Origin of the sequence: Fictibacillus nanhaiensis (assembly GCF_049537595.1) — a bacterium.
Lineage (GTDB): Bacteria > Bacillota > Bacilli > Bacillales > Fictibacillaceae > Fictibacillus > Fictibacillus nanhaiensis_F.
On record NZ_JBMULM010000003.1, the window covers coordinates 1 to 26,249 of the forward strand.

Here is a 26,249-nt window from a genome sequence, read left to right on the forward strand (position 1 = left end):
GGGAGAAGCTCTGAATTGAAGCCCCAGTAAACGGCGGCCGTAACTATAACGGTCCTAAGGTAGCGAAATTCCTTGTCGGGTAAGTTCCGACCCGCACGAAAGGTGTAACGACTTGGATACTGTCTCAACGAGAGACCCGGTGAAATTATAGTACCTGTGAAGATGCAGGTTACCCGCGACAGGACGGAAAGACCCCATGGAGCTTTACTGCAACTTGATATTGGATTTTGGTACAGCTTGTACAGGATAGGTAGGAGCCTGAGAAGCCGGAGCGCCAGCTTCGGTGGAGGCGTCGGTGGGATACTACCCTGGCTGTATTGAAATTCTAACCTTGGACCGTAATCCGGTTCGGAGACAGTGTCAGGTGGGCAGTTTGACTGGGGCGGTCGCCTCCTAAACAGTAACGGAGGCGCCCAAAGGTTCCCTCAGAATGGTTGGAAATCATTCGCAGAGTGTAAAGGCACAAGGGAGCTTGACTGCGAGACCTACAAGTCGAGCAGGGACGAAAGTCGGGCTTAGTGATCCGGTGGTTCCGCATGGAAGGGCCATCGCTCAACGGATAAAAGCTACCCTGGGGATAACAGGCTTATCTCCCCCAAGAGTCCACATCGACGGGGAGGTTTGGCACCTCGATGTCGGCTCATCGCATCCTGGGGCTGAAGTAGGTCCCAAGGGTTGGGCTGTTCGCCCATTAAAGCGGTACGCGAGCTGGGTTCAGAACGTCGTGAGACAGTTCGGTCCCTATCCGTCGCGGGCGCAGGAAATTTGAGAGGAGCTGTCCTTAGTACGAGAGGACCGGGATGGACACACCGCTGGTGTACCAGTTGTTCCGCCAGGGGCATAGCTGGGTAGCTACGTGTGGACGGGATAAGTGCTGAAAGCATCTAAGCATGAAGCCCCCCTCAAGATGAGATTTCCCATCACGCAAGTGAGTAAGACCCCTTAGAGATGATGAGGTTGATAGGTCTGGTGTGGAAGCGTGGTGACACGTGGAGCTGACAGATACTAATCGGTCGAGGGCTTATCCTTAAAAAGCATAACGTTTGGAAACGTCGTATCTAGTTTTGAGAGAACATACTCTCTAATTTTATAAATCATGGTTAACGTCATGATCGGTCTAGTGATGATGGCAAAGAGGTCACACCCGTTCCCATACCGAACACGGAAGTTAAGCTCTTTAGCGCCGATGGTAGTTGGGGGTTTCCCCCTGTTAGAGTAGGACGTCGCTAGGCAAAGAAGGTGGGACGAACTTTATGTTCGTTCCATCTTTTTTTTGTTTTAAAAAAGGCGGCTTTTCTTTACCTTTTTATTATTAAATAGCTCGAAAATATAAACTTTAGTATCATTTGAAAGTTGAAAACAGTGCATTCGGGATATAAATAACGAGTTTTTATGAAAGAAAAAAAGTGTAACTTACTTGCCTCAACATTTATAAGTCCTCAAATGAATTTATAAGTCTTCAAAAAAACTTATAAGTCTTCACCAAAGTTTATAAGTCCTCAAAAATATTTATAAGTCTTCACCATATTCCCCACCCTAAGCCAGAGTTTAAAACCATCTAAAAAGGAAACTTGGCATCTGCCAAGCTTTCATTCAACCTATAAAGTAAGCTCGGCATATCCTCGTATCTAAACCAAAAAAGGATACTTTGGCATCCGCCAAACCCCCTACTAAACTCCCTTAAAATCCACAACTGTTTTTGCATCAATTCTCCAGTTTCCAACTTGTCCAAAAAGTGTTATCCTTAACGAAGTATTTTTCACCTTAGGAGGCTTGCCATCATGTTAGATAATGCGTTCGTCATGGTTGGGATCATTTTATTGATCAATATTGTATATGTATCGTTTTTTACGATCAGGATGATCCTGACGTTGAAAGGACAAAGGTACTTGGCTGCCTTTATTAGTGTGTTCGAGGTTATTATCTATGTGGTCGGCCTCGGGCTTGTTCTTGATAACTTGAATGAGATTCAAAACTTAATTGCATATGCGGTTGGTTATGGAATTGGTGTTTTAGTAGGAATGAAGATTGAAGAAAAGCTTGCACTTGGATATACTACTGTTAACGTAATTACGACAAATCTTGAAGGCGGCTTGCCGAACGAGCTTCGGAACAAAGGATATGGTGTTACTAACTGGCTTGCAGAAGGTCGTGAAGGACAGCGTTTGATGATGGAGATCTTAACATCACGTAAATCAGAAATGAACCTATATAATACGGTAAAGGATTTAGATCCGAAGGCGTTTATTATTTCACATGAACCTAAAGCGTTTCATGGTGGATTTTGGGTTAAGGGTATCAGGAGGTAACAGATGGAGAAGAAACCTTCTAAAAAGAAGTTTGCTGTTGAAGCGGGAGAAACGATCTCTGATTGTTTGGATCGTATGGCCGAAGAGGGCTATACACCGGTAAGACGTATGGAAGAGCCCGTTTTCCATGAAGTGAAACGAAACGGCAGAATGGAACCAGAAGTAAAGGAACAAAGAATTGTATTTGAAGGCAAACTCCTTCAATAAAGACCAAAACACGAACATTAAATGTAATATATAACTTAATGTTCGATTTTTGTTGACAAAACAAAACAATCATTGCTACAATAAAACCAGAAGAATAAAGCCCTCATATAATTTCGGGAATATGGCCCGTAAGTCTCTACCTGATGACCGTTATTTCATCAGACTATGAGGGAAAGCATCTTTCTGTCTATTTTTATCGGATACGTATGTCCAGTTGGCTGCTTTCTCTCATATTAGGGAGAAGCATACCAACTGGACTTTTTTATATTTTCTGACAATAAGGAGGCCACCATGGCTAAAGTTGGCGTGATCATGGGAAGTGTTTCAGATTGGGAAACAATGAAGGAAGCGTGTGACCTATTAGACGAACTTGAAGTAGCTTACGAGAAAAAAGTAGTTTCTGCACACCGTACACCGGATCTCATGTTCCAATACGCAGAAGAAGCAGAACATAGAGGGATTGAAGTGATTATTGCAGGAGCAGGCGGGGCAGCTCACTTGCCAGGTATGGTCGCAGCAAAAACGATCCTGCCTGTAATCGGTGTTCCAGTTCAATCCAAAGCACTAAACGGCTTGGATTCACTGTTATCCATCGTTCAGATGCCAAAGGGTGTTCCTGTCGCGACAGTTGCGATCGGGAAGGCTGGGGCAGCGAATGCCGGACTTTTAGCCGCACAGATGGTAGCCGTACATGATGAAGCAGTCAAACAACGCTTAAAACAACGCCGTGCCACAGCACAACAAATGGCGATCGAAAGTAGTGAGCTTCTTGTTTAAGACGATAAAACCACAACAAACACTTGGTATACTTGGCGGAGGTCAGCTCGGCCGCATGATGGCATTGAGCGCTCGTGAGATGGGATTGAACGTGATTGTTTTAGAGCCAGGAGAGAATTCACCATGCGGGCAAGTTGCGGATCAACAGATAACAAAAGCTTATGACGACCGAGTAGGCATCAAGAAATTGGCGGAACAAAGCGATGTCGTCACATACGAGTTTGAAAACATAGATGCAGAGAGTGCGAACTGGTTGGAAGAGAACGCAAACTTACCGCAAGGAAGCCGCCTCTTAGCAGTCACTCAGCACCGTTTGAAAGAAAAAGAAACTCTACAAAAAGCAGGTGTCCCTGTTGCACCATATCGCCCTGTGACCAATCTTCGTTCACTACAACTTGCGGTGGAAGAGTTGGGTTACCCTTCTGTATTAAAAACGTGCAGAGGCGGTTATGACGGGAAAGGGCAGTTTGTGATCAAGCAAGAAAGTGACCTTGAGATTGCAGCAACACTTTTAGAAAAAGAGACAGATTGTGTGCTGGAAGCTTGGGTTCCTTTTGAAAAAGAAATATCGGTCATCATAACAAGAAGTGTGAGCGGTGAGGTTAAATCGTTTCCGATCGCAGAGAATATACACAAAGAGAATATCCTGCATCAGACGATCGCGCCAGCACGCATCACGAACAAAACAGCGGATCAAGCAAAGCTCCTAGCGGGGTCAATCGCAACGGAATTAGAGCTTGTTGGTACGCTTGCCGTAGAGATGTTCGTCGCAAAAGACGGTACGATCTATGTGAACGAACTAGCGCCACGCCCGCATAACTCGGGGCATTACACGATTGAGGCGTGTGAGACTTCACAGTTCGATCAGCATGTCCGTGCCGTATGCAACTGGCCACTCGGCAATACCGAATTAATAAAACCAGCCGTGATGATCAATATATTAGGTGAACATCATGAGACTGTGTTACGTGAGATAGGAAATTTAGGAGAAGCGAAACTTCATCTGTACGGAAAGAAAGAAGCGAAAGCGAAACGAAAGATGGGGCATATCACGGTTCTAGGTGATACGATTGAACAGGCACTAGAAAAAGCAGAAAAAGTGTCCGCATTATTTTTAAGTGATAACAAAACGGAGGTAACACAATGATTGAACGCTATACACGCCCTGAAATGGGAGCGATCTGGACGGACGAAAACAAATATCAAGCGTGGCTTGAAGTAGAGATCCTTGCTTGTGAAGCTTGGGCAGAACTAGGCGATATTCCGAAAGAAGACGTGAAGAAGCTTCGCGAAAACGCGTCTTTCGATATTAACCGAATCCTAGAGATCGAAGAAGAAACACGCCATGATGTTGTTGCGTTTACACGAGCGGTATCTGAAACGCTTGGTGAAGAGCGCAAATGGGTTCATTACGGACTAACTTCAACAGATGTTGTAGATACAGCTCTATCGTATCTACTCAAACAAGCAAATGACATCTTAGCGAAAGATCTAGATCGTTTCGTAGAGATTCTTGCTGAAAAAGCAAAAGAACATAAGTATACCGTTATGATGGGTCGTACGCACGGAGTGCATGCTGAGCCTACAACGTTTGGGTTGAAGCTTGCTCTTTGGTACGAAGAGATGAAGCGGAACGTGGAACGCTTCAAGCAAGCGTCTGATACGGTTCGTTTCGGTAAAATTTCTGGAGCCGTTGGAACGTATGCAAACATCGATCCTTTCGTTGAAAAATATGTGTGTGAAAAGCTTGGACTTGAAGCCGCACCGATCTCAACACAAACATTGCAGCGTGACCGTCACGCTCATTACATGTCAACGTTGGCACTTATCGCAACGAGCATCGAGAAGTTCGCTACAGAAGTACGCGGTCTTCAAAAGAGTGAGACGCGTGAAGTGGAAGAGTTCTTTGCAAAAGGTCAAAAAGGATCATCTGCTATGCCGCATAAACGTAATCCGATCGGATCTGAAAACATGACAGGTCTTGCTCGTGTGATCCGCGGTTACATGATGACAGCGTATGAGAACGTATCCCTATGGCATGAGCGTGATATTTCTCATTCATCAGCTGAACGTGTGATCTTACCAGATGCAACGATCGCATTGAACTACATGCTGAACCGTTTTGGCAATATCATTAAGAACTTAACCGTGTTCCCAGAGAACATGAAACGCAACATGGAGCGCACATATGGCTTGATCTACTCACAGCGCGTACTTCTCAAATTGATCGACAAAGGAATGGCACGTGAAGAAGCATACGACACGGTACAGCCAAAAGCGATGCAAGCATGGGAAGAAGGCGTACAGTTCAGAACATTAGTAGAAGCTGAACAAAAAATTACTGAAAAATTAACACCTGAAGAAATCTCTGAATGCTTTGACTACAGTTATCATCTGTCACACGTAGACACAATCTTCGACAGATTAGGACTTTAAAGGGTTTTATAAGAAAGATCTTTTAATTGGTTGTTTTTGAAAGACTTCATTGAAAGTTGATTGAAGTGTAAGATGCGAGACTCTCGGCTAGGACGAGTGGGCAGGTGAGACCCTCAATGGCGCAAAGCGGCGAGGGGCTCACCGCACGCCCCGCGGAAAGCGAGCACCTGGAACGGAAATCAACCTCTCTCAACGACAACAATGTCATACTACAAAAGCTTTTAAGAAGTACTTCAACTAAAAAGAGAGTGATCTATTGAGCTCTCTTTCTCTTTGCCATTTTTAAAAGATTGAATATTGGGAATCTTCATATAACGGAGGGGTCATGATGGAGAAGTTAGAGCAGCTATACGAAGGAAAAGCTAAACGCATCTACCGCACAACCGACGAAGAAGTCGTCTGGGTTAGCTACAAAGATTCAGCAACAGCGTTCAACGGCGAGAAGAAAGCTGAGATCGCAGGAAAAGGAAGACTGAACAACGAGATCTCATCTATCCTTTTTGAACTGCTCAAAGAGAAGGGAATTGACTCCCACTTCGTAAAACGAGTATCCGAAACGGAACAGCTCGTGAAGAAGGTGACCATCATCCCCTTAGAAGTGGTTGTTCGTAACATAGCGGCTGGATCTTTATCAAAGCGTACTGGAATTCCTGAAGGCCAGATCCTTCCACGCACGATCATTGAATTTTATTACAAAAACGATGACCTAGGCGATCCGCTTATTACGGAAGAGCATATCGACATCATGAACTTGGCAACGCGAGAGCAACTCAGCCAGATTTCAGAACAAGCGATTCAGATCAACGAAGTGCTCACTTCTTATTTTGTTCAAAAGAACGTAAAGCTCGTCGACTTTAAGCTAGAGTTCGGAACAGATGCTAACGGTAACCTTATGCTTGCTGATGAAATTTCTCCTGATACTTGCCGTTTATGGGATGCAGAAACGAACGAAAAACTCGATAAAGATGTATTTCGCCGAGGATTAGGAAGTTTAACAGATGCTTATGAAAAAATACTACAACGTCTAGGAGGCCTATCATGTACAAAGTAAAGGTATATGTAACATTAAGAGAGAGTGTATTAGATCCACAAGGTAAGGCAGTAATGAGCTCGCTTCACAAAATGGGACAGTCAGAGGTTGAAGATGTACGTATTGGTAAGTATCTGGAGTTAACGCTTCAAAAAGGCGATTACGATCTAGATGAGAAAATCGTGAACATGTGCTCGAAACTTTTATCGAATCCTGTGATCGAAGACTACCGCTACGAGGTGGAGGAGGTTGTCGCACAGTGAAGTTTGCTGTAATCGTTTTTCCAGGATCAAACTGTGACACAGACATGTATCATGCTGTAAAAGATGAGCTCGGCGCTGAAGTTGAGTACGTCTGGCACGATGCAACGAACTTAAATCAATTTGACGGTATCTTATTGCCTGGTGGTTTCTCTTATGGAGATTACCTCCGCTCTGGCGCTATCGCACAATTCTCAAACGTAATGACAGAAGTGGTTAAAGCAGCTCGTGAAGGAAAACCGGTTCTTGGCGTTTGTAACGGATTTCAGATTTTACTAGAAACAGGACTTCTGCCAGGAGCGATGCGCCGCAATGAATCATTGAAATTCATCTGCCAGTCAGAAGAGCTAGTCGTTGAGAACACAACGACGATCTTCACGTCTCAGTACGAAAAAGGTGAAGTGATTTCTGTGCCTGTCGCACACGGTGAAGGCAACTATTATTGCGATGAAGAGACGTTAGAGAAGCTAAAAGCAAACAATCAGATCGTATTCACGTATAAAAACAATCCGAACGGATCGGTTGAAAACATTGCCGGTATCACGAACGAAGAAGGCAACGTGCTAGGTATGATGCCGCATCCGGAACGTGCGGTCGATGAGCTTTTAGGTAGCAAAGATGGTCTTAAATTATTTCAATCTATTGTGAAGAGCTGGAGGGAACGTTATGTCGCTGCAACATGAACCAACAAGTTCACAAATTAAAGAGCAAAAATTATACCGTGAAATGGGTTTAAGTGATTCGGAGTTTGAACTGGTAGAAAAGATTATCGGCAGATCTCCTAACTGGACGGAAACAGGACTATTCTCTGTTATGTGGAGTGAGCATTGTTCTTATAAAAACTCAAAACCAGTACTAAGCAAGTTTCCGACAAAGGGTGAGCGTGTACTTCAAGGTCCTGGTGAAGGTGCTGGAATCGTGGATATCGGTGACGGTCAAGCGGTTGTTTTCAAGATCGAATCTCATAACCACCCTTCAGCGATCGAGCCTTACCAAGGAGCTGCAACTGGTGTTGGTGGAATCATCCGTGACGTTTTCTCGATGGGAGCGCGTCCGATCGCGATGCTGAACTCGCTTCGTTTTGGAGAGCTAGAGTCTCCGCGTGTGAAGTATTTGTTCGAGCAGGTGGTAGCGGGGATCGCAGGCTATGGCAACTGTATCGGAATTCCGACAGTTGGTGGAGAAGTTCAATTCGATCCATCGTACGAAGGTAATCCACTTGTGAACGCGATGTGCGTCGGTCTGATCGACCATCAAGACATTAAAAAGGGTCAAGCGAAGGGTGCAGGAAACTCTGTCATGTACGTTGGGGCGAAAACGGGCCGTGACGGCATACACGGTGCAACGTTTGCATCGGAAGAGCTCTCTGAAGCGTCAGAAGAAAAGCGTCCAGCGGTTCAAGTTGGAGATCCTTTTATGGAAAAACTCGTTATGGAAGCGTGTCTCGAGCTCATTCATAACTGTGATGCACTTGTTGGAATTCAAGATATGGGTGCGGCAGGTCTTACAAGTTCTTCCGCTGAGATGGCAAGTAAAGCGGGTATGGGAATCGAGATGAATCTTGATCTTATTCCACAGCGTGAAACAGGAATGACAGCTTATGAGATGATGCTTTCCGAATCTCAAGAGCGCATGTTGTTAGTTGTTGAAAAAGGCCGTGAGCATGAAGTGGAAAAGATCTTTACAAAGTGGGATCTAGATTGCGTAACGGTTGGAACGGTTATCGAAGAGCAAGTACTGCGTCTTACTCACCAGGGTGAGATCGTAGCTGATGTACCGGTAGATGCTCTTGCAGAAGATGCACCGGTGTATCATAAACCTTCAAAAGAACCTGCTTATTATGGTGAGTTCCAAGCGCAAGCAGACTACTTACCAGAGATTACTAGCTTCAAATCTACGTTGCTATCTCTTTTGAAGCAGCCGACGATCGCGAGCAAAGAGTGGGTTTACAACCAGTACGACTACATGGTGCGTACAAATACCGTTGTAGCACCTGGATCGGATGCGGCAGTCGTACGTATCCGTGGAACGAAAAAAGCGCTAGCGATGACAACAGACTGTAATTCTCGCTATCTCTATTTAGATCCAGAAGTGGGCGGCATGATCGCTGTTGCTGAAGCAGCTCGTAATCTCGTATGTTCAGGAGCACAGCCTCTTGCGGTGACAGATTGCTTGAACTACGGAAATCCTGAAAAGCCAGAGATCTTCTGGCAGTTAGAGAAATCAGCTGACGGTATGAGTGCGGCATGCAACAAACTCGCAACGCCGGTTATCGGCGGTAACGTATCTCTTTATAACGAAACGAACGGTGTGGCGGTTTACCCGACACCAGTAATCGGTATGGTCGGGCTTATTGAAGACACGAAGCATATTGTGACTCAAAGCTTTAAAGAAGCGGGTGACATCATCTATGTAATCGGTGAGAGCAAAGCGGAATTTGGCGGAAGTGAGCTTCAAAAGATGAAAGAAGGACGCATTTTCGGTAAAGCGCCTCACATCGATCTAGAAGTGGAAGAAACAAGACAGCGTGAGCTTTTAGCAGCGATTCATAAAGGGTTAATTCAATCTGCGCATGACGTAGCAGAAGGCGGACTCTCTGTTGCACTTGCTGAGTCTGTGATGGACGGCAAAGTTGGAGCGAGCGTTACGCTGACAGATGAGCCAATTGGCAGTCTTTTCGGTGAATCTCAATCCCGTTTCTTAGTCACAGTAAAACCTGAACATCAAGATGAGTTCCAACAGCTTGTAAAAGACGCAAAAATCATAGGGTTTGTACGTTCTGAGAGCGGTCTAGCGATCGATAATGAGCAGGGTGAAGAGCTGTTATCCTGCACGCTCCAGGAGATGCAAGACGCCTGGAAAGGAGCTATTCCATGCTTGCTGACATCAAAGGCTTAAACGAAGAATGTGGTGTGTTTGGGATCTGGGGTCACCCGGATGCCGCGCAATTAACGTATTACGGTCTGCACAGCCTGCAGCACCGCGGACAAGAAGGAGCGGGAATCGTTGTAACAGACGGGGAGCGTTTGCGCATTCATAAAGGAAGCGGCTTAGTAAACGACGTGTTCAGCAAAGGGGAGCTCGAAGGATTAATCGGACATGGTGCAATTGGCCATGTCCGCTATTCCACAGCAGGAGGCAATGAGCTTGCGAACGTTCAGCCATTATTGTTTCGTTCACAAACAAGTTCACTTGCTCTTGCTCATAACGGGAATCTCGTGAATGCCAACGCGCTAAAACATCAGCTTGAATCGCAAGGAAGCATCTTTCAAACCACTTCTGATACAGAAGTGCTTGCTCATCTGATCAAGCGCAGCGGTTATTTTACTCTAAAAGAAAAAGTACAGAACGCTTTAACGATGTTAAAAGGTGCGTATGCGTTCTTAGTCATGACAGAGAACGAGATGATGGTAGCGCTCGATCCGAACGGCTTGCGTCCATTGTCACTCGGTATGCTTGGTGATGCGTATGTTGTCGCTTCTGAAACGTGTGCGTTCGACGTGGTTGGGGCAACGTACGTGCGTGACGTGCAGCCAGGAGAACTTTTAATCATTAATGAAGACGGACTAAGGGTCGATACGTTTTCGACGTCTGTACAACGCTCCATGTGTTCGATGGAATATATTTATTTTTCAAGACCAGACAGCAACATCGAAGGAATCAACGTTCATGCTGCTCGTAAAAGCCTAGGGAAAAGGATGTATGAAGAAGCTCCGATTGAAGCGGATGTTGTAACAGGTGTGCCTGATTCTAGTATCTCAGCTGCAATCGGTTATGCAGAAGCATCCGGTATTCCGTATGAGATCGGTCTAATAAAAAATCGCTATGTCGGACGTACGTTCATCCAGCCTTCTCAAGAGCTTCGTGAACTTGGGGTAAAGATGAAGCTTTCACCGGTTCGCGGGATTGTAGAAGGAAAACGAGTTGTTATGGTCGATGACTCAATCGTACGCGGTACGACGAGCCGCCGAATCGTGAAGATGCTGCGTGCTGCGGGCGCTACAGAAGTTCATGTTCGCATTACAGCACCACCAATCGCACATCCATGCTATTACGGCATCGATACGTCAGAGCGTGCGGAATTGATCGCATCTAAGCATTCGGTAGATGAGATTCGTGAAATTATTGGTGCGGATTCCTTATCGTTTATTTCTGTAGAAGGACTGATGGAAGGTATCGGACGTTCGAATGCGGAGCCGAACTGCGGACAATGTTTAGCTTGTTTTACGGGAAGATATCCAACAGAAATTTATCCAGATACTGTTTTACCATATGAAAAAGAGCTTGTTTAAAGGGGGAGAAGACGATGGCAGAAGCATATAAGCAAGCAGGCGTGAACATCGAAGCAGGATATGAAGCGGTCGATCGTATCAAGAAACATGCACAGAGAACGAAGCGTCCGGAAGTATTAGCAGGACTTGGTGGATTTGGGGCGATGTTCGATCTATCAGGATTCTCACATAAAGAGCCTGTGCTCATTTCCGGAACAGACGGAGTAGGTACGAAACTGATGCTTGCGTTCATGGCGGATAAGCATGACACGATCGGTGTAGATGCGGTTGCGATGTGTGTGAACGATATCGTAGCGCAAGGCGCTGAGCCGCTTTATTTCCTGGACTATATTGCTTGCGGCACGCTTCACCCTGAAAAGATCGAACAGATCGTTAGTGGGATCGCGGATGGCTGTGAACAAGCAGGCTGTGCGCTCATCGGCGGAGAAACAGCTGAGATGCCTGGCATGTATGACAGTGAAGAGTATGATCTTGCTGGGTTTACGGTCGGAATCGCAGAGAAATCGAAGCTGATTAACGGCTCGTCTATCAGCGAGAACGATGTATTAATCGGCCTTGCTTCAAACGGTCTTCACTCCAACGGCTTTTCGCTCGTTCGTAAAGTTTTATTAGAAAACGCAGGTCTTGATCTGAACCAACACATTGAAAGTTTATCTAAACCATTAGGTGAAGAGCTGTTAACACCGACTCGCATCTATGTAAAACCGTTGCTTGAAGTGTTCAATCAGTTTGATGTGAACGGTGTTGCTCATATTACAGGCGGCGGATTCATTGAAAACATTCCACGCATGCTACCAGAAGGTCTTGCGGCAGAAGTAGATTATGGTTCATGGCCGGTTCCTGCCATTTTTGATCTGATCGAAGAAAAAGGAAATCTGACACGTAAAGAGATGTTCACAACGTTTAACATGGGAATTGGAATGGTGCTCTCGGTTTCAGAAGAAAATATGCTTCCGATCATCCGCCTTTTAGAAGAAACAGGCGAGAAGCCTTATATCATCGGTCGCGTGAAGCAAGGTGATGGCGTGATCTTTGGTGGAGGAAACATCGAATGAGGAAAATAGCTGTATTTGCTTCTGGAAGCGGAAGTAACTTTCAAGCCATCATAGACGCGGTTGAAGCAGGTGAGCTTCAGGCGGATATCGAGCTTTTAGTATGTGATAAACCGGGGGCAAAGGTAATCGATCGTGCGCGCCACCTCGGGATTCCGACGTACTCGTTCTTGCCTAAAACATTTGCATCAAAAGCTGATTTTGAAAAAGAAATCGTTTCTGAACTTCAATCCTATGGAGTAGAATTTATCGTTCTCGCAGGATATATGAGGCTCGTTGGTGAGGTATTATTAAAAGCGTATGAAGGCTGTATCATCAATATCCACCCATCGTATCTGCCAGCCTTTCCTGGTAAGGATGCGGTCGGACAAGCACTGAAAGCGAATGTTGCAGAAACAGGTGTAACGGTTCATTATGTAGACAGTGGCATGGATACAGGTCCGATTATCGAACAAGTTCGCATTCCTGTATTGCCTGGCGATACAGAGCAAACCTTACAGCAACGCATCCAAAAAGCGGAACACCAATTGTACCCAGCCATCATCAACAAACTATTACAAAAAGACACCGTAGGAGGCTTCTTACATTGACGATCAAACGTGCACTCATAAGCGTTTCAAATAAAGAAGGATTACTTCATTTTGCAGAAAAACTAGCTCAACACGGCGTAGAGATCATCTCTACAGGCGGAACAAAAAAAGCGTTGCAAGACGCAGGAATTCCTGTGATCGGTATCTCTGAAGTGACTGGTTTTCCAGAAATCATGGACGGACGTGTTAAAACGCTTCATCCAAAAATTCATGGCGGTTTACTTGCTATTCGAGATAATGAGACACATCAAACAGCCATGCAAGAAAATGAGATCTCTCCGATCGATCTTGTTGTCGTAAACCTTTATCCGTTCAAAGAGACGATCGCGAAAGAAGGCACAACATTCGCTGATGCGATCGAAAATATCGATATCGGCGGACCGAGTATGCTTCGTTCAGCTGCAAAGAATCACGCCTATGTAACGGTCGTTGTCGATCCAGCAGACTATGAGACAGTAGCGGATGAACTTGATGGTGCTGGAGCTGTAAGTGAAGAGACGCGCCGAAAACTTGCTGCGAAGACTTTCCGTCATACAGCGGCTTATGATGCGTTGATCGCTGAATATTTAACAGCAGCTGTAGAAGAGGAGCACCCGGAATCCTACACGGTAACATATGAAAAGAAGCAGGACCTTCGATATGGTGAGAACCCTCATCAAAAAGCCGCTTTTTATTCGGCACCACTAAAGAACACGCTCTCTTTAACAGACGCTGAACAGCTTCACGGAAAAGAGCTTTCGTACAACAACATCAACGATGCAGATGCAGCCCTCTCGATCGTAAAAGAGTTCGTTGATCCAGCTGTTGTTGCGGTTAAGCACATGAATCCATGTGGAGTAGGAACAGGTTCAACGATCCTTGAAGCATACACTCGTGCGTTTGAAGCTGACCCTGTATCAATCTTCGGCGGCATCATCGCGGCTAACACAGAAATTGATGAAGAAACGGCTCAAAAATTGAGTGAGATTTTCCTTGAGATCATCATCGCTCCTTCATTTACAGAGAAAGCGCTAGAGATTTTAACGAAAAAGAAAAACATCCGTTTATTAAAATTAGATTTTACAGAAGGTAAAGGGATCGCTAAAAAAATCACGACTGTTTCTGGCGGAATGCTCGTTCAAGAGGAAGACGTTTACGGGTTGGATGATGCGAACGTGACGATTCCTACAAAACGCCAGCCGACTGAGCAAGAGTGGAAAGATCTGAAGCTTGCTTGGAAAGTGGTAAAGCATGTGAAATCTAACGCAATTGTCTTAGCGAAAGACGAAATGACCGTAGGTGTTGGTGCAGGTCAGATGAACCGCGTTGGCGCAGCGAAAATTGCGATCGAGCAAGCAGGCGAACGTGCACATGGTTCTGCTCTTGGGTCAGATGCGTTCTTCCCGATGGATGACACCGTAGAAGCAGCGGCACGCGCTGGCGTAACAGCGATCATCCAGCCAGGCGGATCGATCAAGGATGAAGATTCGATCAAAAAAGCAGACGAGCACGGGATCACGATGGTGTTCACAGGCGTAAGACACTTTAAGCATTAATCATGTTGACTCAGGAGTGCGTGGAAGGGTTGATTTCCGTTCCAGGTGCTCCCTTTCCGGGGGGCGTGCGGTGAGCCTCTTAGCGCTCTGCGCTGTTAAGAGTCTCACCTGTCCCGCTGATCCCCCAGGAGTCTCGCACCTTGCACTCCAACCAACTATTCAAAGATGAAAAAGATTTCAAAGATCTTACAACGCTCTGTGTTTTAGATAAAAAAGTAAACAGAAGCGGTCCAAGCAGCCGATTCTGCCTATTTAAAAAAGGAGGTAGCAACCATGAACGTTCTTGTAATCGGCAAAGGTGGACGTGAACATGCGCTCGTGTGGAAATTTGCCAACAGTCCGAGCGTCACCCAAGTGTTTGCTGCACCAGGAAACCCAGGCATGGCACACCAAGCAACATGCGTTTCCATTAAAGAAACCAACATCGAAGAGCTTGTCACTTTTGCAAAAACAAACGAAATCGGGTTAACATTCGTAGGACCTGAAGTGCCTCTCTTAGAAGGCATCGTAGATCGTTTCAAAGAAGAGGGTCTAGTTATCTTCGGCCCGTCTAAAGCGGCAGCAGAGATCGAAGGCTCAAAGTCGTTCGCGAAGGACCTTATGAAAAAGTACGACATCCCAACAGCTGCATCAGAAACGTTTACGAATCATGATGAAGCTCTGGCTTACGTTCGAGAAAAAGGTGCACCGATCGTGTTAAAAGCGGACGGGCTTGCCGCAGGTAAAGGTGTCATTGTAGCAATGACCTTAGAAGAAGCGGAAGAGGGTCTACATGAACTGATGGTGGACAAACGCTTTGGTTCGGCGAGCGAAACGGTTGTTGTTGAAGAATTTCTTGAAGGGGAAGAATTTTCGTTAATGTCTTTTGTGCATGATGAAATTTTCCTTCCGATGGAGATCGCTCAAGATCATAAACGAGCCTATGATGGGGATAAGGGTCCGAACACAGGTGGGATGGGGGCATATTCACCCGTTCCTCAAATTTCTGACGCTGATATTCAAAAAGCCATCAAAGAGATCGTTCAGCCGACTGTTGCTGCGATGAAAAAAGAAGGCACTCCTTTTACAGGGATTCTTTATGCGGGCTTAATCTTAACGAAGAATGGTCCGAAAGTGATCGAGTTTAACGCACGTTTTGGTGACCCTGAAACACAAGTGATTTTGCCTCGACTAGAAAACGATCTGGCTGATCTGATTCTCTCTTTGTTAAACGGCAAAAAGCCGGAACTTCAATGGTCTGAAGAATCCGTACTTGGTGTTGTTCTTGCAACCGATGGTTATCCTGTTTCTTCTTCGGAACCTCAAGTGATTACGGGGCTAGAAAACATTTCAGATGATTCTAACGTGTTTCATGCGGGTACGAAAAGAGAAAATGAATCTCTTTTAACGGATGGTGGCCGGGTGTTATTGGTAGCCTCTAAAGGACGTTCACTAAGTGAAGCTCAGGAAAACGTATATAGAGAAATGAAGAAAATCACGTGCGAAGGCTCATTCTATCGCAAAGATATCGGGTTTCGAGCTATTTCGCACGTCTCTTCTTAATAAATACAAACGAGATGGCGATGATTCCGCCGATAAGCAAGATATAAAGAAAAGCCGTATCCATTAAGTATTCGTAACTCATTTGGCTTACCTCCTATACTGAAATTGAGGGCTGACGGACATGGTTGATAAGACCTTGTTCATCAGCCTTCATTAATTGGATTTGGATGAGATGTAGATGATTCTGTGTTCGGAGCTGCGGTTGGCATGAGCTTAGGAGGCCGTATGATGGACAATGGATTCCACCGACGCAACAGCTGCATCCCGATGAAGATGACAAAACCTGCTATCACATACGTTACATAAGGAACAGCACTTTGTCCGCCATCTGCTACTTCAAACAATCGTCCTCCGATTGAGTTTCCTATCGCTTCCCCAATCCCTGTAAAGACGCTTGCTAATCCAAAGAACATGCCAAGAAACCGGGCAGCTGCAAGCTGTGAGATCGATGTGTCCAACGTTGGCATGATCAGCATCTCACCTGAGATAAAGATGATTCCGGTAAAAACAAAGAAAAATAGAGTGTTTGCAAAATATAAACTTCCGAGCGCAGATCCGATACAGATCGCCCCTATGCCAACAGAAGTCAGGGGATGTATGTTTCGGATAATATTTTTTGTTATGAGCGTTTGAGCTAATATGACCGTGATGCTGTTGATGGTCCAGATGATGCTTATGTCTTTTCCGTTGGACAAAACACTTTCAGCTCGAAGCGGGAGCACGAGTGCAAACTGTACGTAAAGCGCCCAAACAAAGATTGTGGCGATCACAAAAACGAGGAAGGGAATGTTTTTTAACGCTTGTCGATATTCACTCCACTTTACTTCTCGGCAATTTTCGTCACCACAGCCTGCAGGCAAGAAGAACCAGCTGATCACGCTTGCTACTAAATAAATCACAGCAGCGGTGATAAAGATAAACCTCGAGCTTCCTGTAAATAGAGCAAAAACGGTCAATCCGGCAATCGCCATACCGATATTGGCAAAAATACCACGCAATGAAAAAGCAGTAGATCTCATTTCTGCTTTTACGAGGGATGAAATAAATGCTTTTGTGGACGGTGCATTAAGCCCAAGACCGAGACCGCTGATCGCAGCAGTTAACAATATGAGTGAATAGGTTGAAAAATAAGCGAAACCTATCAGCCCGCCTGCCCGTATTAAAGCACCAAGTGCAATGATAAAACGTCTGCCTGTACGGTCAGCGAATACGCCTCCGACCACACTTCCAACTTGCATGAAGATCGAAATAACAGCGAGAGTAAAACCAATCTGTGCCGCCGTTAGTCCGGTTTCCACTTTTAAGAGGATAGGTAGGACAGGCAAGACAAGATACGAACCAAGATGGGTAATAAAGACAACGACCAATAAACTGAACAATGGTCTGTTGCCTTTTAATAAAGAATGAGTGGGCATAGTGCTGCCTCCTTCTTATTATGAAGGGTTGAACGGCGAACCTTCTTCCGCGATGTTACCAAGATCCATGTCGTTCATTTCTTTGCTTTTGTGAAGAAGGTCAGTCACTGGGCAGTAGCGAACGATTCCTTCTGCTACTTTCATCGCACCCATTAAGATCATAAGGATGTATGACTCTTTGTAAGGCTTTCTTGTCAGCTTTGCTGTATAAACAGAAAGCAGTGTTAGACCTGCAATAATACGAATCATGCTATTAACTAAACCAATATTTTGTCTCATTGTGATACTCCTTTCAATTTTCACCAATTTGCTTGATGAATATGGTATTCTTGAAAAAACGAAATTTTCAGAGAGAAGACAGGTGATCCAACATGAACCAACACATTGCTTTTTGGACAAAAGCGCAAATGCGCAAACAAGTGGCCGTCATTCAAGGTGAATTGGCACCGTCGCTTGTCTTAACAAACGCTACTTACTTAAACACAGCTCTTAAAAAATGGGTAAAAGCAAACATCTGGATCCTTCATGACCGCATCGTCTATGTAGGCGAAAAGATGCCTGACCATACAAAAGGTACGGAAATCACTGATCTAGAAGGTAAGTTTGTTGTGCCGGGGTATATTGAACCTCATTGTCATCCGTTTCAACTTTATAATCCCCAGTCGCTCTCGCGATATGCATTGCAGCGTGGAACGTCCGTATTTTTAGCCGACAACTTTATGCTGCTTTTTGAAATGAATATTTCGAAAGCGCTTTCTTTTATGGAAGACGTGAACGATCTGCCTTCTAATTTCTTTTGGTGGTGTCGTTATGATGCACAAACAGAACTCTTAGAAGAAGAAAATTATTTTTCGGAAAAAAGTGTAAGGCAGCTCCTCGAGAGCCCTTATGTCCTACAAGGCGGCGAGTTAACGAGCTGGCCGCGAGTGCTTCATGGTGACGATACACTGTTGCATTGGATGCTGAAGACGAAGAAAGCGGGTAAGAAGATCGAGGGACATCTGCCAGGAGCTTCTGAAAAGACATTAACTGCTATGACATTGCTCGGAGTGGATTGCGATCATGAAGCGATGACAGGGACAGAAGTGATGGATCGATTGAATGCTGGTCTTCAGGTGTCGCTTCGTTATTCTTCGATTCGTCCAGATCTGCCGATATTATTGCGTCAGATGAAAGAGGAAGGTATCACGAATTATGAACGAATCTTTATGACGACTGACGGATCCACACCAGCTTTTTATGAAGAAGGAGTTACCGATAAGATGCTGCAGATCGCGCTTGAAGCAGGGCTTGATCCAGTGGATGCGTATATGATGGTCTCTTATAACGTGGCTAGATATTACGGCCTAGATCACCTCTTTGGCATGGTTGCCGCAGGGCGAGTCGCCCATTTAAATATTTTAGATGACGTAGCAAATCCACTGCCTGAATCTGTTTTGGCAAAAGGGAAATGGATGAAACGTGACGGTAAGGATGTTAGTGACGATCGTGACTTTCAATTTGATTGGGAAGGTCATGGCATCAAAAAAAGAGATATCAATTGGGACCTCCAAGACGAAGATTTTCAGTTTTCTGGTCTCGTTGGAATAGAAATGTACAATAGTGTGATCACACGACCATATAATGTATCGATCAATCCTTTTTCTGAAGAGATTAACGGAGAATCAGACGAGTGTTTCTTAATGCTGATCGATAAAGAAGGAAAGTGGAGAATCAATACGGTCGTAAAGGGTTTTGCGAAAAATCTTTATGGCTTTGCGAGCTCATATTCCAATACGGGAGATCTTTTGATCATCGGAAAAAGCAAAAAAGATATGGCTGTGGCGTTCGAGCGCTTGAAAGAAGTCGGCGGAGGCATCGTTCTTGCGGAGAGAGGCGAGATCGTCGCTGAGATAAAACTTCCTTTAGCGGGAGGAATGTCGAATCTTAGTATAGAAGAACTAGTGGTAGAAGAGAAAAGATTAACGAACGCATTAAGAGAAAGAGGCTATCAATACGAAGATCCGATCTATTCTCTATTGTTTTTCTCATCCACCCACTTGCCATACATCCGCATTACGCAAAGAGGCATTTACGATGTTAAAAAGAAAGGGTTACTCTTTCCTTCGATTATGCGTTAATATAGAAAAGGATTGGGCAAAATAATACGATACAAAGGTAGTGAGCCCAATGAAAAAGTGGTACATCATCTTGATGGCGATGATCACGGTATTAACGCTGTCTGCATGTAAAGACGCAAGAGATAAAGTATTAAAAGAAGGTAAAGTAGATAAAGCTGAAGCGACGGATTCAAAAAAAGAGGAGTTTTCCTCTGTTTATCCACTCACTGGCTTGGGTACGAATGAAGAGGTAGATCATCGCGCGATTTCGGTCATGGTGAACAACCACCCGAAAGCACGCCCGCAATCAGGACTTCATAAAGCTGATATCGTATACGAAGTATTAGCTGAGGGAGAACTTACACGCTTTTTAGCAATCTTCCAAAGTGAAATGCCAGAAGTAGTAGGACCGGTTCGCAGCGCGAGAGATTATTACATCGAGCTTTCACGTGGCTATCATGCTTTATTCGTGGCACACGGGTTCAGTCCAGAGGCGAAAGAGATACTCTATAGCGGGACGATCGATCACTTGAACGGAATGGATTACGATGGAATTCTTTTCAATCGAGCTGATTTTAGAAAAGCGCCTCACAACTCTTATATCACCTATGAAAATATTCAAAAAGGGATGGAGAAGATCGGCGCCGATGAGTCAGATGATCTTGATATGCTTGCGTTCTTAACCTCGAAAAGTGCTAAAGCCATAGAGGGTGCGCCTGCAAACGAGATTCAGATCTCTTATCCAGGTGGGGAAACAGTAGGATTCACGTACTCTGCTAAAAAGAAGACGTACGCGAGAAGCAGCAACAATGAACCAACGATAGATCGTGAGACCGAAACACCCATTACGGTAAGCAATGTATTCATTGTTGAAGCGGCTCACCGGGTAATCGATGATGCCGGCAGACGAGAGATCAACTTAACGTCAGGCGGAGATGCGATTCTGATTCAGAATGGTGTCGCACAAAACATTTCGTGGAAAAACGAAAATGGAAGAATTGTTCCGGACGGTGGAGCGTTTGTTCCAGGAAAGACATGGATTAACATTGTACCGAGTGGAACGACAGATTCGGTTAAGATGCAATAAAAAGGAGTGCATGTTTCATGCAAATTGATAAATTACGAGGAAAAGCATTAGATCAGCTTTTTGAATCTGTTCTATCGCTAAAAGATATGGAAGAATGCTATCGATTCTTTGATGACCTTTGTACGATGAACGAGATTCAATCTTTGGCACAGCGACTAGAAGTAGCACGTATGCTTCGTGAAGGAAAAACCTATCACAAGATCGAGAGCGAAACAGGTGCGAGCACCGCAACCATCTCACGTGTAAAACGTTGCCTGAACTTTGGAAACGACGCATACGCGATGGTGCTCGATCGCGTTCATGAAGAGGAAGAAGCAAAATAATGAGAGAAAAACCTGCCTGAGTGGTGGGTTTTTTTGTATTTTTGTGAGGGTAGTGTAGCGGGAAGAGTTTGGGGGCTGTCGATAGATGTCGAGGATTGTAGACTCGTGGATAATCTGTAAAAACTTTTGGATTCAACACTAAAACTCGTGGATTAAGAGCAAAAACTTTAGGATTGAAGCTCAGCGCGGTTTTTTCTACCCTGTAAAACAGTAAAATGTAAGCTTGGCAGCTGCCAAGCACCCTTATATACTCAAAATATTGACAGAAACTCTATCACCATCTATATTTGTATGTACAAACAACATTAACGATTGCAAAGAGGTGCTATAATGCCCGAAAAGTATCTAGAAAACTGCTTATATTTTACTGTGAACAAACTTTCTCGCGTTATTTCCAAAATGGCTGAGGAATCTTTTCGACCGACAGGAATTACGCCAACCCATGGCTTTATGATGATGCTTGTGAACGACAAACCTGGAATCTCTCAATCGGAATTGGCGGAGGAACTTCACATGACACCAAGTACGATCACAAGATTCGTGGACAAGCTTGTTGTAAAGGGACTTGCAGAGCGTAAAGTGCAAGGCAAGATGTCGCACATCCATCCGACACAAGCAGGAACGGAAATTCAAACAGATCTCGAAAAAGCTTGGAAAGATCTTTATCGAACGTATTCCGATCTTTTAGGAGAAGAAGAGGGAAAAGCACTCACAAAAGCAACGCATCTAGCAGCAGGGCAGCTCGAATCATAAGAGCTCTCTTCTTTACCGTTTAAGTTGTTTGTACAAGCAAATGATTATAATAAATTTTAATATAAGGCTCTTTTCTACAGCATTTTTGTTTCTTCTCTTCATTTGCAAGTTGATTGGAGCAGAAGGTGCGAGACTCCTGCGGGACAGGCGGGCAGGTGAGACACTTAAGAGTGAAACGTACGAATGTGGCTCACCGCCTGCCCCGCGGAAAGCGAGCAACCTGGAGTGGAGATCAACTACTTTCAAGAGCACCCCTGTATATGTACACGAAAAAGAGCCTAATAAAAAGGAGATCTATCAATGAAAAAAACACTCGTCATTATCGCACATCCTCATCTACAGAACTCTACAGTAAATAAAAGATGGGCAGAGGAAATAGAAAAACAAGAGCATGTTACGGTTCGAAAACTTTATGATCTATATCCAGACGGTAAAATGAACGTTGAAGAAGAACAGCGTATGTTGTTGGAGCACGATCGTATCGTTCTACAATTTCCGTTCTACTGGTACAGCTCACCTTCACTTTTAAAAGAATGGCAAGATAGAGTGCTAGCGTTCGGGTGGGCTTATGGGCCTGGAGGCGACGCATTACATGGAAAAGAGCTAGTACTAGCTATTTCAACAGGAGGCCCAGACTTCTCTTACAAAGCGGGAGGTCACAACCACTATACGATGAGCGAACTGCTTCGTCCGTTCCAAGCCACATCTAATTTAATCGGAACGCGTTATATCACGCCGTTCGTCTTCCATAGTGCAATTCGCGCATCAGAGGAAGCCGTTGAACAAAGCGCGCAGAACTATATCTCATACGTTTTGAACCCTGAAATTTAATGAAATTCATTCTTCATCAAGCTCATCTGGACTTGGTCGCGGCAGCTTCCTCGTATCCATTCTGCCTGCCTGACAACGCCTTCAGCTTGAAAGCCTAGTCGGCGGGCGAGCTTGATGCTTTTATCATTTTGAACCGCAGCACGCAGCTCCACGCGATTCAGCATCAGCGTGTAATAAGCATACATAAGCATTCCTTTTACCGCTCGCTGTGCGATTCCATGACCTTCAAATCCTAATCCTACCCAATAACCAAGCATACCCGACTGGTTGTGCCACTTAATATCATATAAAGCAACAGAGCCTGCTACTTGTCCGCGATACCATATAAAAAGAACAACGTCTGTTTGTTCTTTCATCTTTTTGTTCACCGTTTTAATAAACTGCCGCATCTCACCGCTTGATTGGGTGTAATCGACCCAACTTATCCACGGTCCAAGATGTTGACGTGATTTTTCTAACATTCTATAGATGGTGTCAGATTCTTTAATGTCTGCTTGTTTTAGCATGATTTCATCGTCGATATGCCACATAAGCATAGCCATTCCTCCCAAAAAGCAGTATGAACTTCACAATCTTTCCACATGATGAATCATAGAGTGAGAACCTTATTTTTGTTATAATGCAGAAGTACAGAACTGGCTTGTAAAAAAGCAAGCACGGGTGTTTTTAAATATGAAAGGAAGAACACAATGTTTGATTATCGAAAATGGAAGCATGTGTTTAAGCTAGACCCTGATAAAGAGATCAGTGACAGTGACCTTGAGCTGATCTGTGAGAGCGGAACGGACGCTGTTATCGTTGGGGGATCTAGTGGCATTACATTAGATAACACGTTAGACCTTATGTCACGAATTCGCAGATATGCGGTTCCTTGTGTGCTTGAAGTATCTAATATCGAATCACTTACACCAGGATTCGATTTTTACTATATTCCTACTGTATTAAATGCAAAAGATGCTACCTTCATTACGGGGCTTCATACTGAAGCGTTGAAAGAATTTGGTGACATCATGAACTGGGACGAGATTCTAACTGAAGGATATTGCATCTTAAATCTAGATTGTGAGGCGGCAAAACGGTCGAGTGCCAACACAGAACTCTCGGCAGATGATGTTGTAGCATATGCCCGCTTGGCCGAAAAAATGTTTAAGCTTCCGATCTTTTACTTGGAATACAGCGGCACTTATGGTGATGTTGATATCGTTCGCCAAGTAAAAAACGTGCTTGAAAACACGATCCTCTATTATGGAGGCGGCATTTATTCGGGAGAACAAGCGAAAGAGATGGCAGAGTTCGCGGATACAGTTGTTGTCGGGAACGTTATTTATGAGGACTTAAAAGCTGCGATTGAAACTGTTAAAGCGGTTAAAGGTAAAAGTTGATAAAATCTCAAAAATGAGTGAGAATAAAAATAAGAATATATGTTCGGGCGGTGAATGAAGAATGAGTATGCATCAAATGATTGAAAAGCTATTATCAGGACTGAATCCTGAGCAGAAAGCGGCAGTAAAACATACAGACGGGCCGTTGTTATTGATGGCTGGTGCGGGAAGCGGTAAGACGAGAGTGTTAACTCACCGTATCGCTTATTTAATGATGGAAAAAGAAGTGGCACCTTGGAATATCCTAGCGATCACGTTTACAAATAAAGCAGCACGAGAGATGAAGGAAAGGGTCGCAAGAATTACAGGACCAGTAGCAGAAGAGATCTGGATTTCTACGTTCCACTCCATGTGCGTACGAATTTTACGCCGTGATATCGATCGAATCGGAATTAACCGTAACTTTACGATTTTAGATGCGACAGATCAATTGTCTGTTGTAAAAGCTGTATTGAAAGATTTGAACTACGATCCTAAAAAATATGAACCTCGCGGAATTTTAAGTGCGATCTCTTCGTTAAAGAACGAATTAAAAACAGCAGCAGATTTTGCAAAAGTGGCGAACGGGCACTTTGAAGGTGTTGTTCAAGAAGTTTATGAAGGCTATGAAAAGCGACTTCGCAAGAATCAGGCGTTAGATTTTGACGATCTTATCATGACGACGATCCAGCTTTTCGCAAAAGTACCTGAAGTGCTTGAGTTTTATCAACGCAAGTTTCAATATATTCATGTTGATGAGTATCAAGATACGAACAGGGCGCAGTATATGCTAGTGAAGATGCTGGCTGATCGATTACGCAACCTTTGTGTTGTAGGGGACTCAGATCAGTCCATTTATGGCTGGCGCGGCGCGGATATCGCGAACATTCTATCGTTTGAAAAAGACTATAACGATGCTGAAGTTATCCTTTTAGAGCAAAACTATCGTTCTACGAAAAAGATTCTTCAAGCAGCTAATAAAGTGATTGAGAACAACATGAACCGTAAGCCAAAGAATCTTTGGACAGATAATACGGATGGTGCAAGTATCACGTATTACCAAGGTGATGATGAGCAAGGAGAGAGCTATTACGTAACAGGTAAGATTCGTGAAGCTGTATCATCAGGCAAACGTTCGTATAATGATATCGCGATCCTGTATCGAACGAATGCTCAATCTCGTGTGATTGAGGAAGTTTTGATCAAATCCAACATTCCGTACAATATCGTCGGCGGTACAAAGTTCTATGACAGAAAAGAGATCAAAGACATCCTAGCGTATCTTCGCTTGATTTCGAATCCAGACGATGATATTTCTCTGCAGCGTATCGTAAATGTACCGAAACGCGGGATCGGTGCGTCTTCTATGGATAAAGTGGCACAGTATGCGACTAACAATGATCTCTCCATGTATCAAGCGCTTCAAGAAGTGGAACAGATTGGACTTAGTGCACGTGCAACAAACGCTTTAAGAGAGTTCTCTGAGTTTGTTACGAACTGGACGCGTCAGCAGGAATTTCTTTCTGTGACTGAACTAACAGAAGAAGTGCTTACCAAGACGGGCTATCGTGATGCGCTAAAAACAGAGAAAACGATTGAAGCACAAAGCCGTCTAGAGAATATCGATGAGTTTATTTCAGTTACGCAAGATTTTGAAAAGAAACAAGATGATAAATCACTAATTGCCTTCTTAACTGACCTGGCTCTTGTTGCAGATATTGATAAGCTCGATGAAGATGCAGCAGATGACAAACCGAAAGAATCTGTTGTTCTGATGACCCTTCACTCTGCAAAAGGTCTGGAGTTTCCGATGGTCTTCTTGATGGGACTTGAAGAAGGTGTATTTCCGCATAGTCGTGCTCTTTTTGAAGAGAATGAGATGGAAGAAGAACGCCGACTGGCATACGTTGGAATCACACGTGCAGAAGAAGAGTTATTCTTAACGAATGCTAGAATGCGCACCCTTTATGGACGTACGACAACAAATCCAGAATCTCGTTTTATCGGTGAAATCCCTGAAGACCTTATCGAGACAGAAGTAAAAGAAAAACCATCTGTTCCGTGGGGAGCAAGTGCACGCTCTGGTGGAGGATCAACGCCATCGTTCATGGCACCGAAAAAGAAAATGGTTACACCTGTCTATCAATCTTCTGGTGGGGAGAAACTGGAATGGAGAGTAGGCGACAAGGTCAAGCACCGTAAATGGGAAACAGGAACGGTCGTAAGTATGCGTGGTTCAGGAGATTCCATGGAACTCGACATCGCGTTTCCGCAGCCTGTAGGTGTGAAAAGACTGCTTGCTAAATTTGCCCCGATTGAAAAAGCGTAAGAAAAGAAGGAGTGGAACGGG

At 44.4% G+C, this 26,249-nt stretch carries 25 protein-coding genes, 2 rRNA genes and 1 riboswitch; of the genes, 23 read left to right on the plus strand and 4 right to left on the minus strand.

What is annotated here, in order from left to right:
* The 16 genes from ACOZ9X_RS15370 to purD form a co-directional block, all read left to right on the plus strand.
* A 23S ribosomal RNA gene (locus ACOZ9X_RS15370) occupies window positions 1-1,029 on the plus strand; the annotation flags it as partial.
* Window positions 1,030-1,116: 87 nt separating this feature from the next.
* Window positions 1,117-1,232, plus strand: a 5S ribosomal RNA gene (rrf, locus tag ACOZ9X_RS15375).
* A gap of 549 nt (window positions 1,233-1,781) precedes the next feature.
* Complete coding sequence (locus tag ACOZ9X_RS15380) at window positions 1,782-2,309, plus strand: DUF2179 domain-containing protein (protein ID WP_066390813.1); 528 nt, start codon at window positions 1,782-1,784, stop codon at window positions 2,307-2,309.
* Window positions 2,310-2,312: 3 nt separating this feature from the next.
* Window positions 2,313-2,516, plus strand: coding sequence for an NETI motif-containing protein (locus tag ACOZ9X_RS15385; RefSeq protein ID WP_423418967.1), 204 nt, complete (start codon window positions 2,313-2,315; stop codon window positions 2,514-2,516).
* A gap of 83 nt (window positions 2,517-2,599) precedes the next feature.
* Window positions 2,600-2,702: riboswitch (purine riboswitch) on the plus strand.
* Between the two features lie 105 nt (window positions 2,703-2,807).
* Window positions 2,808-3,293, plus strand: a complete 486-nt coding sequence (purE, locus tag ACOZ9X_RS15390; RefSeq protein WP_423418968.1) for a 5-(carboxyamino)imidazole ribonucleotide mutase — start codon at window positions 2,808-2,810, stop codon at window positions 3,291-3,293.
* Complete coding sequence (gene purK, locus ACOZ9X_RS15395; RefSeq protein ID WP_423418969.1) at window positions 3,286-4,440, plus strand: 5-(carboxyamino)imidazole ribonucleotide synthase; 1,155 nt, start codon at window positions 3,286-3,288, stop codon at window positions 4,438-4,440. Before purE ends, purK begins: the two co-directional genes overlap by 8 nt.
* The gene (purB, locus tag ACOZ9X_RS15400) at window positions 4,437-5,729 is read left to right on the plus strand and encodes an adenylosuccinate lyase (protein WP_144704474.1); all 1,293 of its coding nucleotides are present in this window, start codon (window positions 4,437-4,439) and stop codon (window positions 5,727-5,729) included. The genes purK and purB overlap by 4 nt, the downstream gene beginning before the upstream one ends.
* Before the next feature lie 328 nt (window positions 5,730-6,057).
* Window positions 6,058-6,780 carry a phosphoribosylaminoimidazolesuccinocarboxamide synthase gene (gene purC / locus ACOZ9X_RS15405; protein ID WP_423419191.1) on the plus strand — a complete coding sequence of 241 codons (723 nt, stop codon included), beginning with the start codon at window positions 6,058-6,060 and terminating at the stop codon, window positions 6,778-6,780.
* Window positions 6,768-7,022, plus strand: coding sequence for a phosphoribosylformylglycinamidine synthase subunit PurS (gene purS, locus ACOZ9X_RS15410; protein WP_137791366.1), 255 nt, complete (start codon window positions 6,768-6,770; stop codon window positions 7,020-7,022). Before purC ends, purS begins: the two co-directional genes overlap by 13 nt.
* Window positions 7,019-7,702, plus strand: a complete 684-nt coding sequence (gene purQ, locus ACOZ9X_RS15415; RefSeq protein WP_423418970.1) for a phosphoribosylformylglycinamidine synthase subunit PurQ — start codon at window positions 7,019-7,021, stop codon at window positions 7,700-7,702. The genes purS and purQ overlap by 4 nt, the downstream gene beginning before the upstream one ends.
* A complete protein-coding gene (gene purL, locus ACOZ9X_RS15420; protein WP_423418971.1) occupies window positions 7,686-9,917 on the plus strand; it encodes a phosphoribosylformylglycinamidine synthase subunit PurL in 2,232 nt (743 codons plus the stop codon). The genes purQ and purL overlap by 17 nt, the downstream gene beginning before the upstream one ends.
* A complete protein-coding gene (gene purF / locus ACOZ9X_RS15425) occupies window positions 9,893-11,311 on the plus strand; it encodes an amidophosphoribosyltransferase (protein ID WP_423418972.1) in 1,419 nt (472 codons plus the stop codon). Before purL ends, purF begins: the two co-directional genes overlap by 25 nt.
* Before the next feature lie 14 nt (window positions 11,312-11,325).
* A complete protein-coding gene (gene purM / locus ACOZ9X_RS15430) occupies window positions 11,326-12,366 on the plus strand; it encodes a phosphoribosylformylglycinamidine cyclo-ligase (RefSeq protein ID WP_423418973.1) in 1,041 nt (346 codons plus the stop codon).
* The gene (gene purN, locus ACOZ9X_RS15435; protein ID WP_423418974.1) at window positions 12,363-12,953 is read left to right on the plus strand and encodes a phosphoribosylglycinamide formyltransferase; all 591 of its coding nucleotides are present in this window, start codon (window positions 12,363-12,365) and stop codon (window positions 12,951-12,953) included. Before purM ends, purN begins: the two co-directional genes overlap by 4 nt.
* A complete protein-coding gene (purH, locus tag ACOZ9X_RS15440) occupies window positions 12,950-14,488 on the plus strand; it encodes a bifunctional phosphoribosylaminoimidazolecarboxamide formyltransferase/IMP cyclohydrolase (RefSeq protein WP_423418975.1) in 1,539 nt (512 codons plus the stop codon). Before purN ends, purH begins: the two co-directional genes overlap by 4 nt.
* A gap of 273 nt (window positions 14,489-14,761) precedes the next feature.
* Window positions 14,762-16,030, plus strand: coding sequence for a phosphoribosylamine--glycine ligase (gene purD / locus ACOZ9X_RS15445; protein WP_423418976.1), 1,269 nt, complete (start codon window positions 14,762-14,764; stop codon window positions 16,028-16,030).
* Here the strand turns inward: purD and ACOZ9X_RS15450 are convergent.
* From ACOZ9X_RS15450 to ACOZ9X_RS15460, 3 genes are all read right to left on the minus strand, one after another.
* Window positions 16,008-16,112 carry an EYxxD motif small membrane protein gene (locus ACOZ9X_RS15450; protein WP_328086095.1) on the minus strand — a complete coding sequence of 35 codons (105 nt, stop codon included), beginning with the start codon at window positions 16,110-16,112 and terminating at the stop codon, window positions 16,008-16,010. The two genes, purD and ACOZ9X_RS15450, sit on opposite strands and share 23 nt — an antisense overlap.
* Window positions 16,113-16,173: 61 nt before the next feature.
* Window positions 16,174-17,445 carry an MFS transporter gene (locus tag ACOZ9X_RS15455; protein ID WP_423418977.1) on the minus strand — a complete coding sequence of 424 codons (1,272 nt, stop codon included), beginning with the start codon at window positions 17,443-17,445 and terminating at the stop codon, window positions 16,174-16,176.
* Between the two features lie 18 nt (window positions 17,446-17,463).
* Window positions 17,464-17,724: a YgaP family membrane protein gene (locus ACOZ9X_RS15460; protein WP_082861228.1), complete on the minus strand. Its 261-nt coding sequence runs from the start codon at window positions 17,722-17,724 to the stop codon at window positions 17,464-17,466.
* Between the two features lie 92 nt (window positions 17,725-17,816).
* Between ACOZ9X_RS15460 and ACOZ9X_RS15465 the strand changes: the two genes are divergently transcribed.
* The 5 genes from ACOZ9X_RS15465 to ACOZ9X_RS15485 all read left to right on the plus strand — a co-directional run bounded on the left by ACOZ9X_RS15465 (window position 17,817) and on the right by ACOZ9X_RS15485 (window position 22,538).
* Window positions 17,817-19,565 carry an adenine deaminase C-terminal domain-containing protein gene (locus ACOZ9X_RS15465; RefSeq protein WP_423418978.1) on the plus strand — a complete coding sequence of 583 codons (1,749 nt, stop codon included), beginning with the start codon at window positions 17,817-17,819 and terminating at the stop codon, window positions 19,563-19,565.
* A 49-nt stretch (window positions 19,566-19,614) separates the two neighbouring features.
* Window positions 19,615-20,631 (plus strand): DUF3048 domain-containing protein, encoded by a 1,017-nt coding sequence (locus ACOZ9X_RS15470; RefSeq protein ID WP_423418979.1) that lies wholly within the window; start codon window positions 19,615-19,617, stop codon window positions 20,629-20,631.
* A 17-nt stretch (window positions 20,632-20,648) separates the two neighbouring features.
* Entirely contained in the window at window positions 20,649-20,954 is a 306-nt protein-coding gene (locus ACOZ9X_RS15475) for a YerC/YecD family TrpR-related protein (RefSeq protein WP_066242834.1), read from the plus strand.
* A gap of 330 nt (window positions 20,955-21,284) precedes the next feature.
* On the plus strand, window positions 21,285-21,707 hold the full coding sequence (locus ACOZ9X_RS15480; RefSeq protein WP_197191951.1) for a MarR family winged helix-turn-helix transcriptional regulator: 423 nt from the start codon (window positions 21,285-21,287) through the stop codon (window positions 21,705-21,707).
* A gap of 300 nt (window positions 21,708-22,007) precedes the next feature.
* Window positions 22,008-22,538, plus strand: a complete 531-nt coding sequence (locus ACOZ9X_RS15485) for an NAD(P)H-dependent oxidoreductase (protein ID WP_423418980.1) — start codon at window positions 22,008-22,010, stop codon at window positions 22,536-22,538.
* Here the strand turns inward: ACOZ9X_RS15485 and ACOZ9X_RS15490 are convergent.
* Window positions 22,535-23,074 (minus strand): GNAT family N-acetyltransferase, encoded by a 540-nt coding sequence (locus ACOZ9X_RS15490; RefSeq protein ID WP_423418981.1) that lies wholly within the window; start codon window positions 23,072-23,074, stop codon window positions 22,535-22,537. The genes ACOZ9X_RS15485 and ACOZ9X_RS15490 overlap by 4 nt on opposite strands.
* A gap of 153 nt (window positions 23,075-23,227) precedes the next feature.
* Here ACOZ9X_RS15490 and ACOZ9X_RS15495 point away from each other — a divergent pair, with 153 nt between their 5' ends.
* Together ACOZ9X_RS15495 and pcrA are read left to right on the plus strand one after the other, a co-directional pair.
* On the plus strand, window positions 23,228-23,920 hold the full coding sequence (locus ACOZ9X_RS15495) for a heptaprenylglyceryl phosphate synthase (protein WP_423418982.1): 693 nt from the start codon (window positions 23,228-23,230) through the stop codon (window positions 23,918-23,920).
* Window positions 23,921-23,987: 67 nt separating this feature from the next.
* A complete protein-coding gene (pcrA, locus tag ACOZ9X_RS15500) occupies window positions 23,988-26,228 on the plus strand; it encodes a DNA helicase PcrA (RefSeq protein ID WP_423419192.1) in 2,241 nt (746 codons plus the stop codon).
* Window positions 26,229-26,249 lie beyond the last annotated feature (21 nt).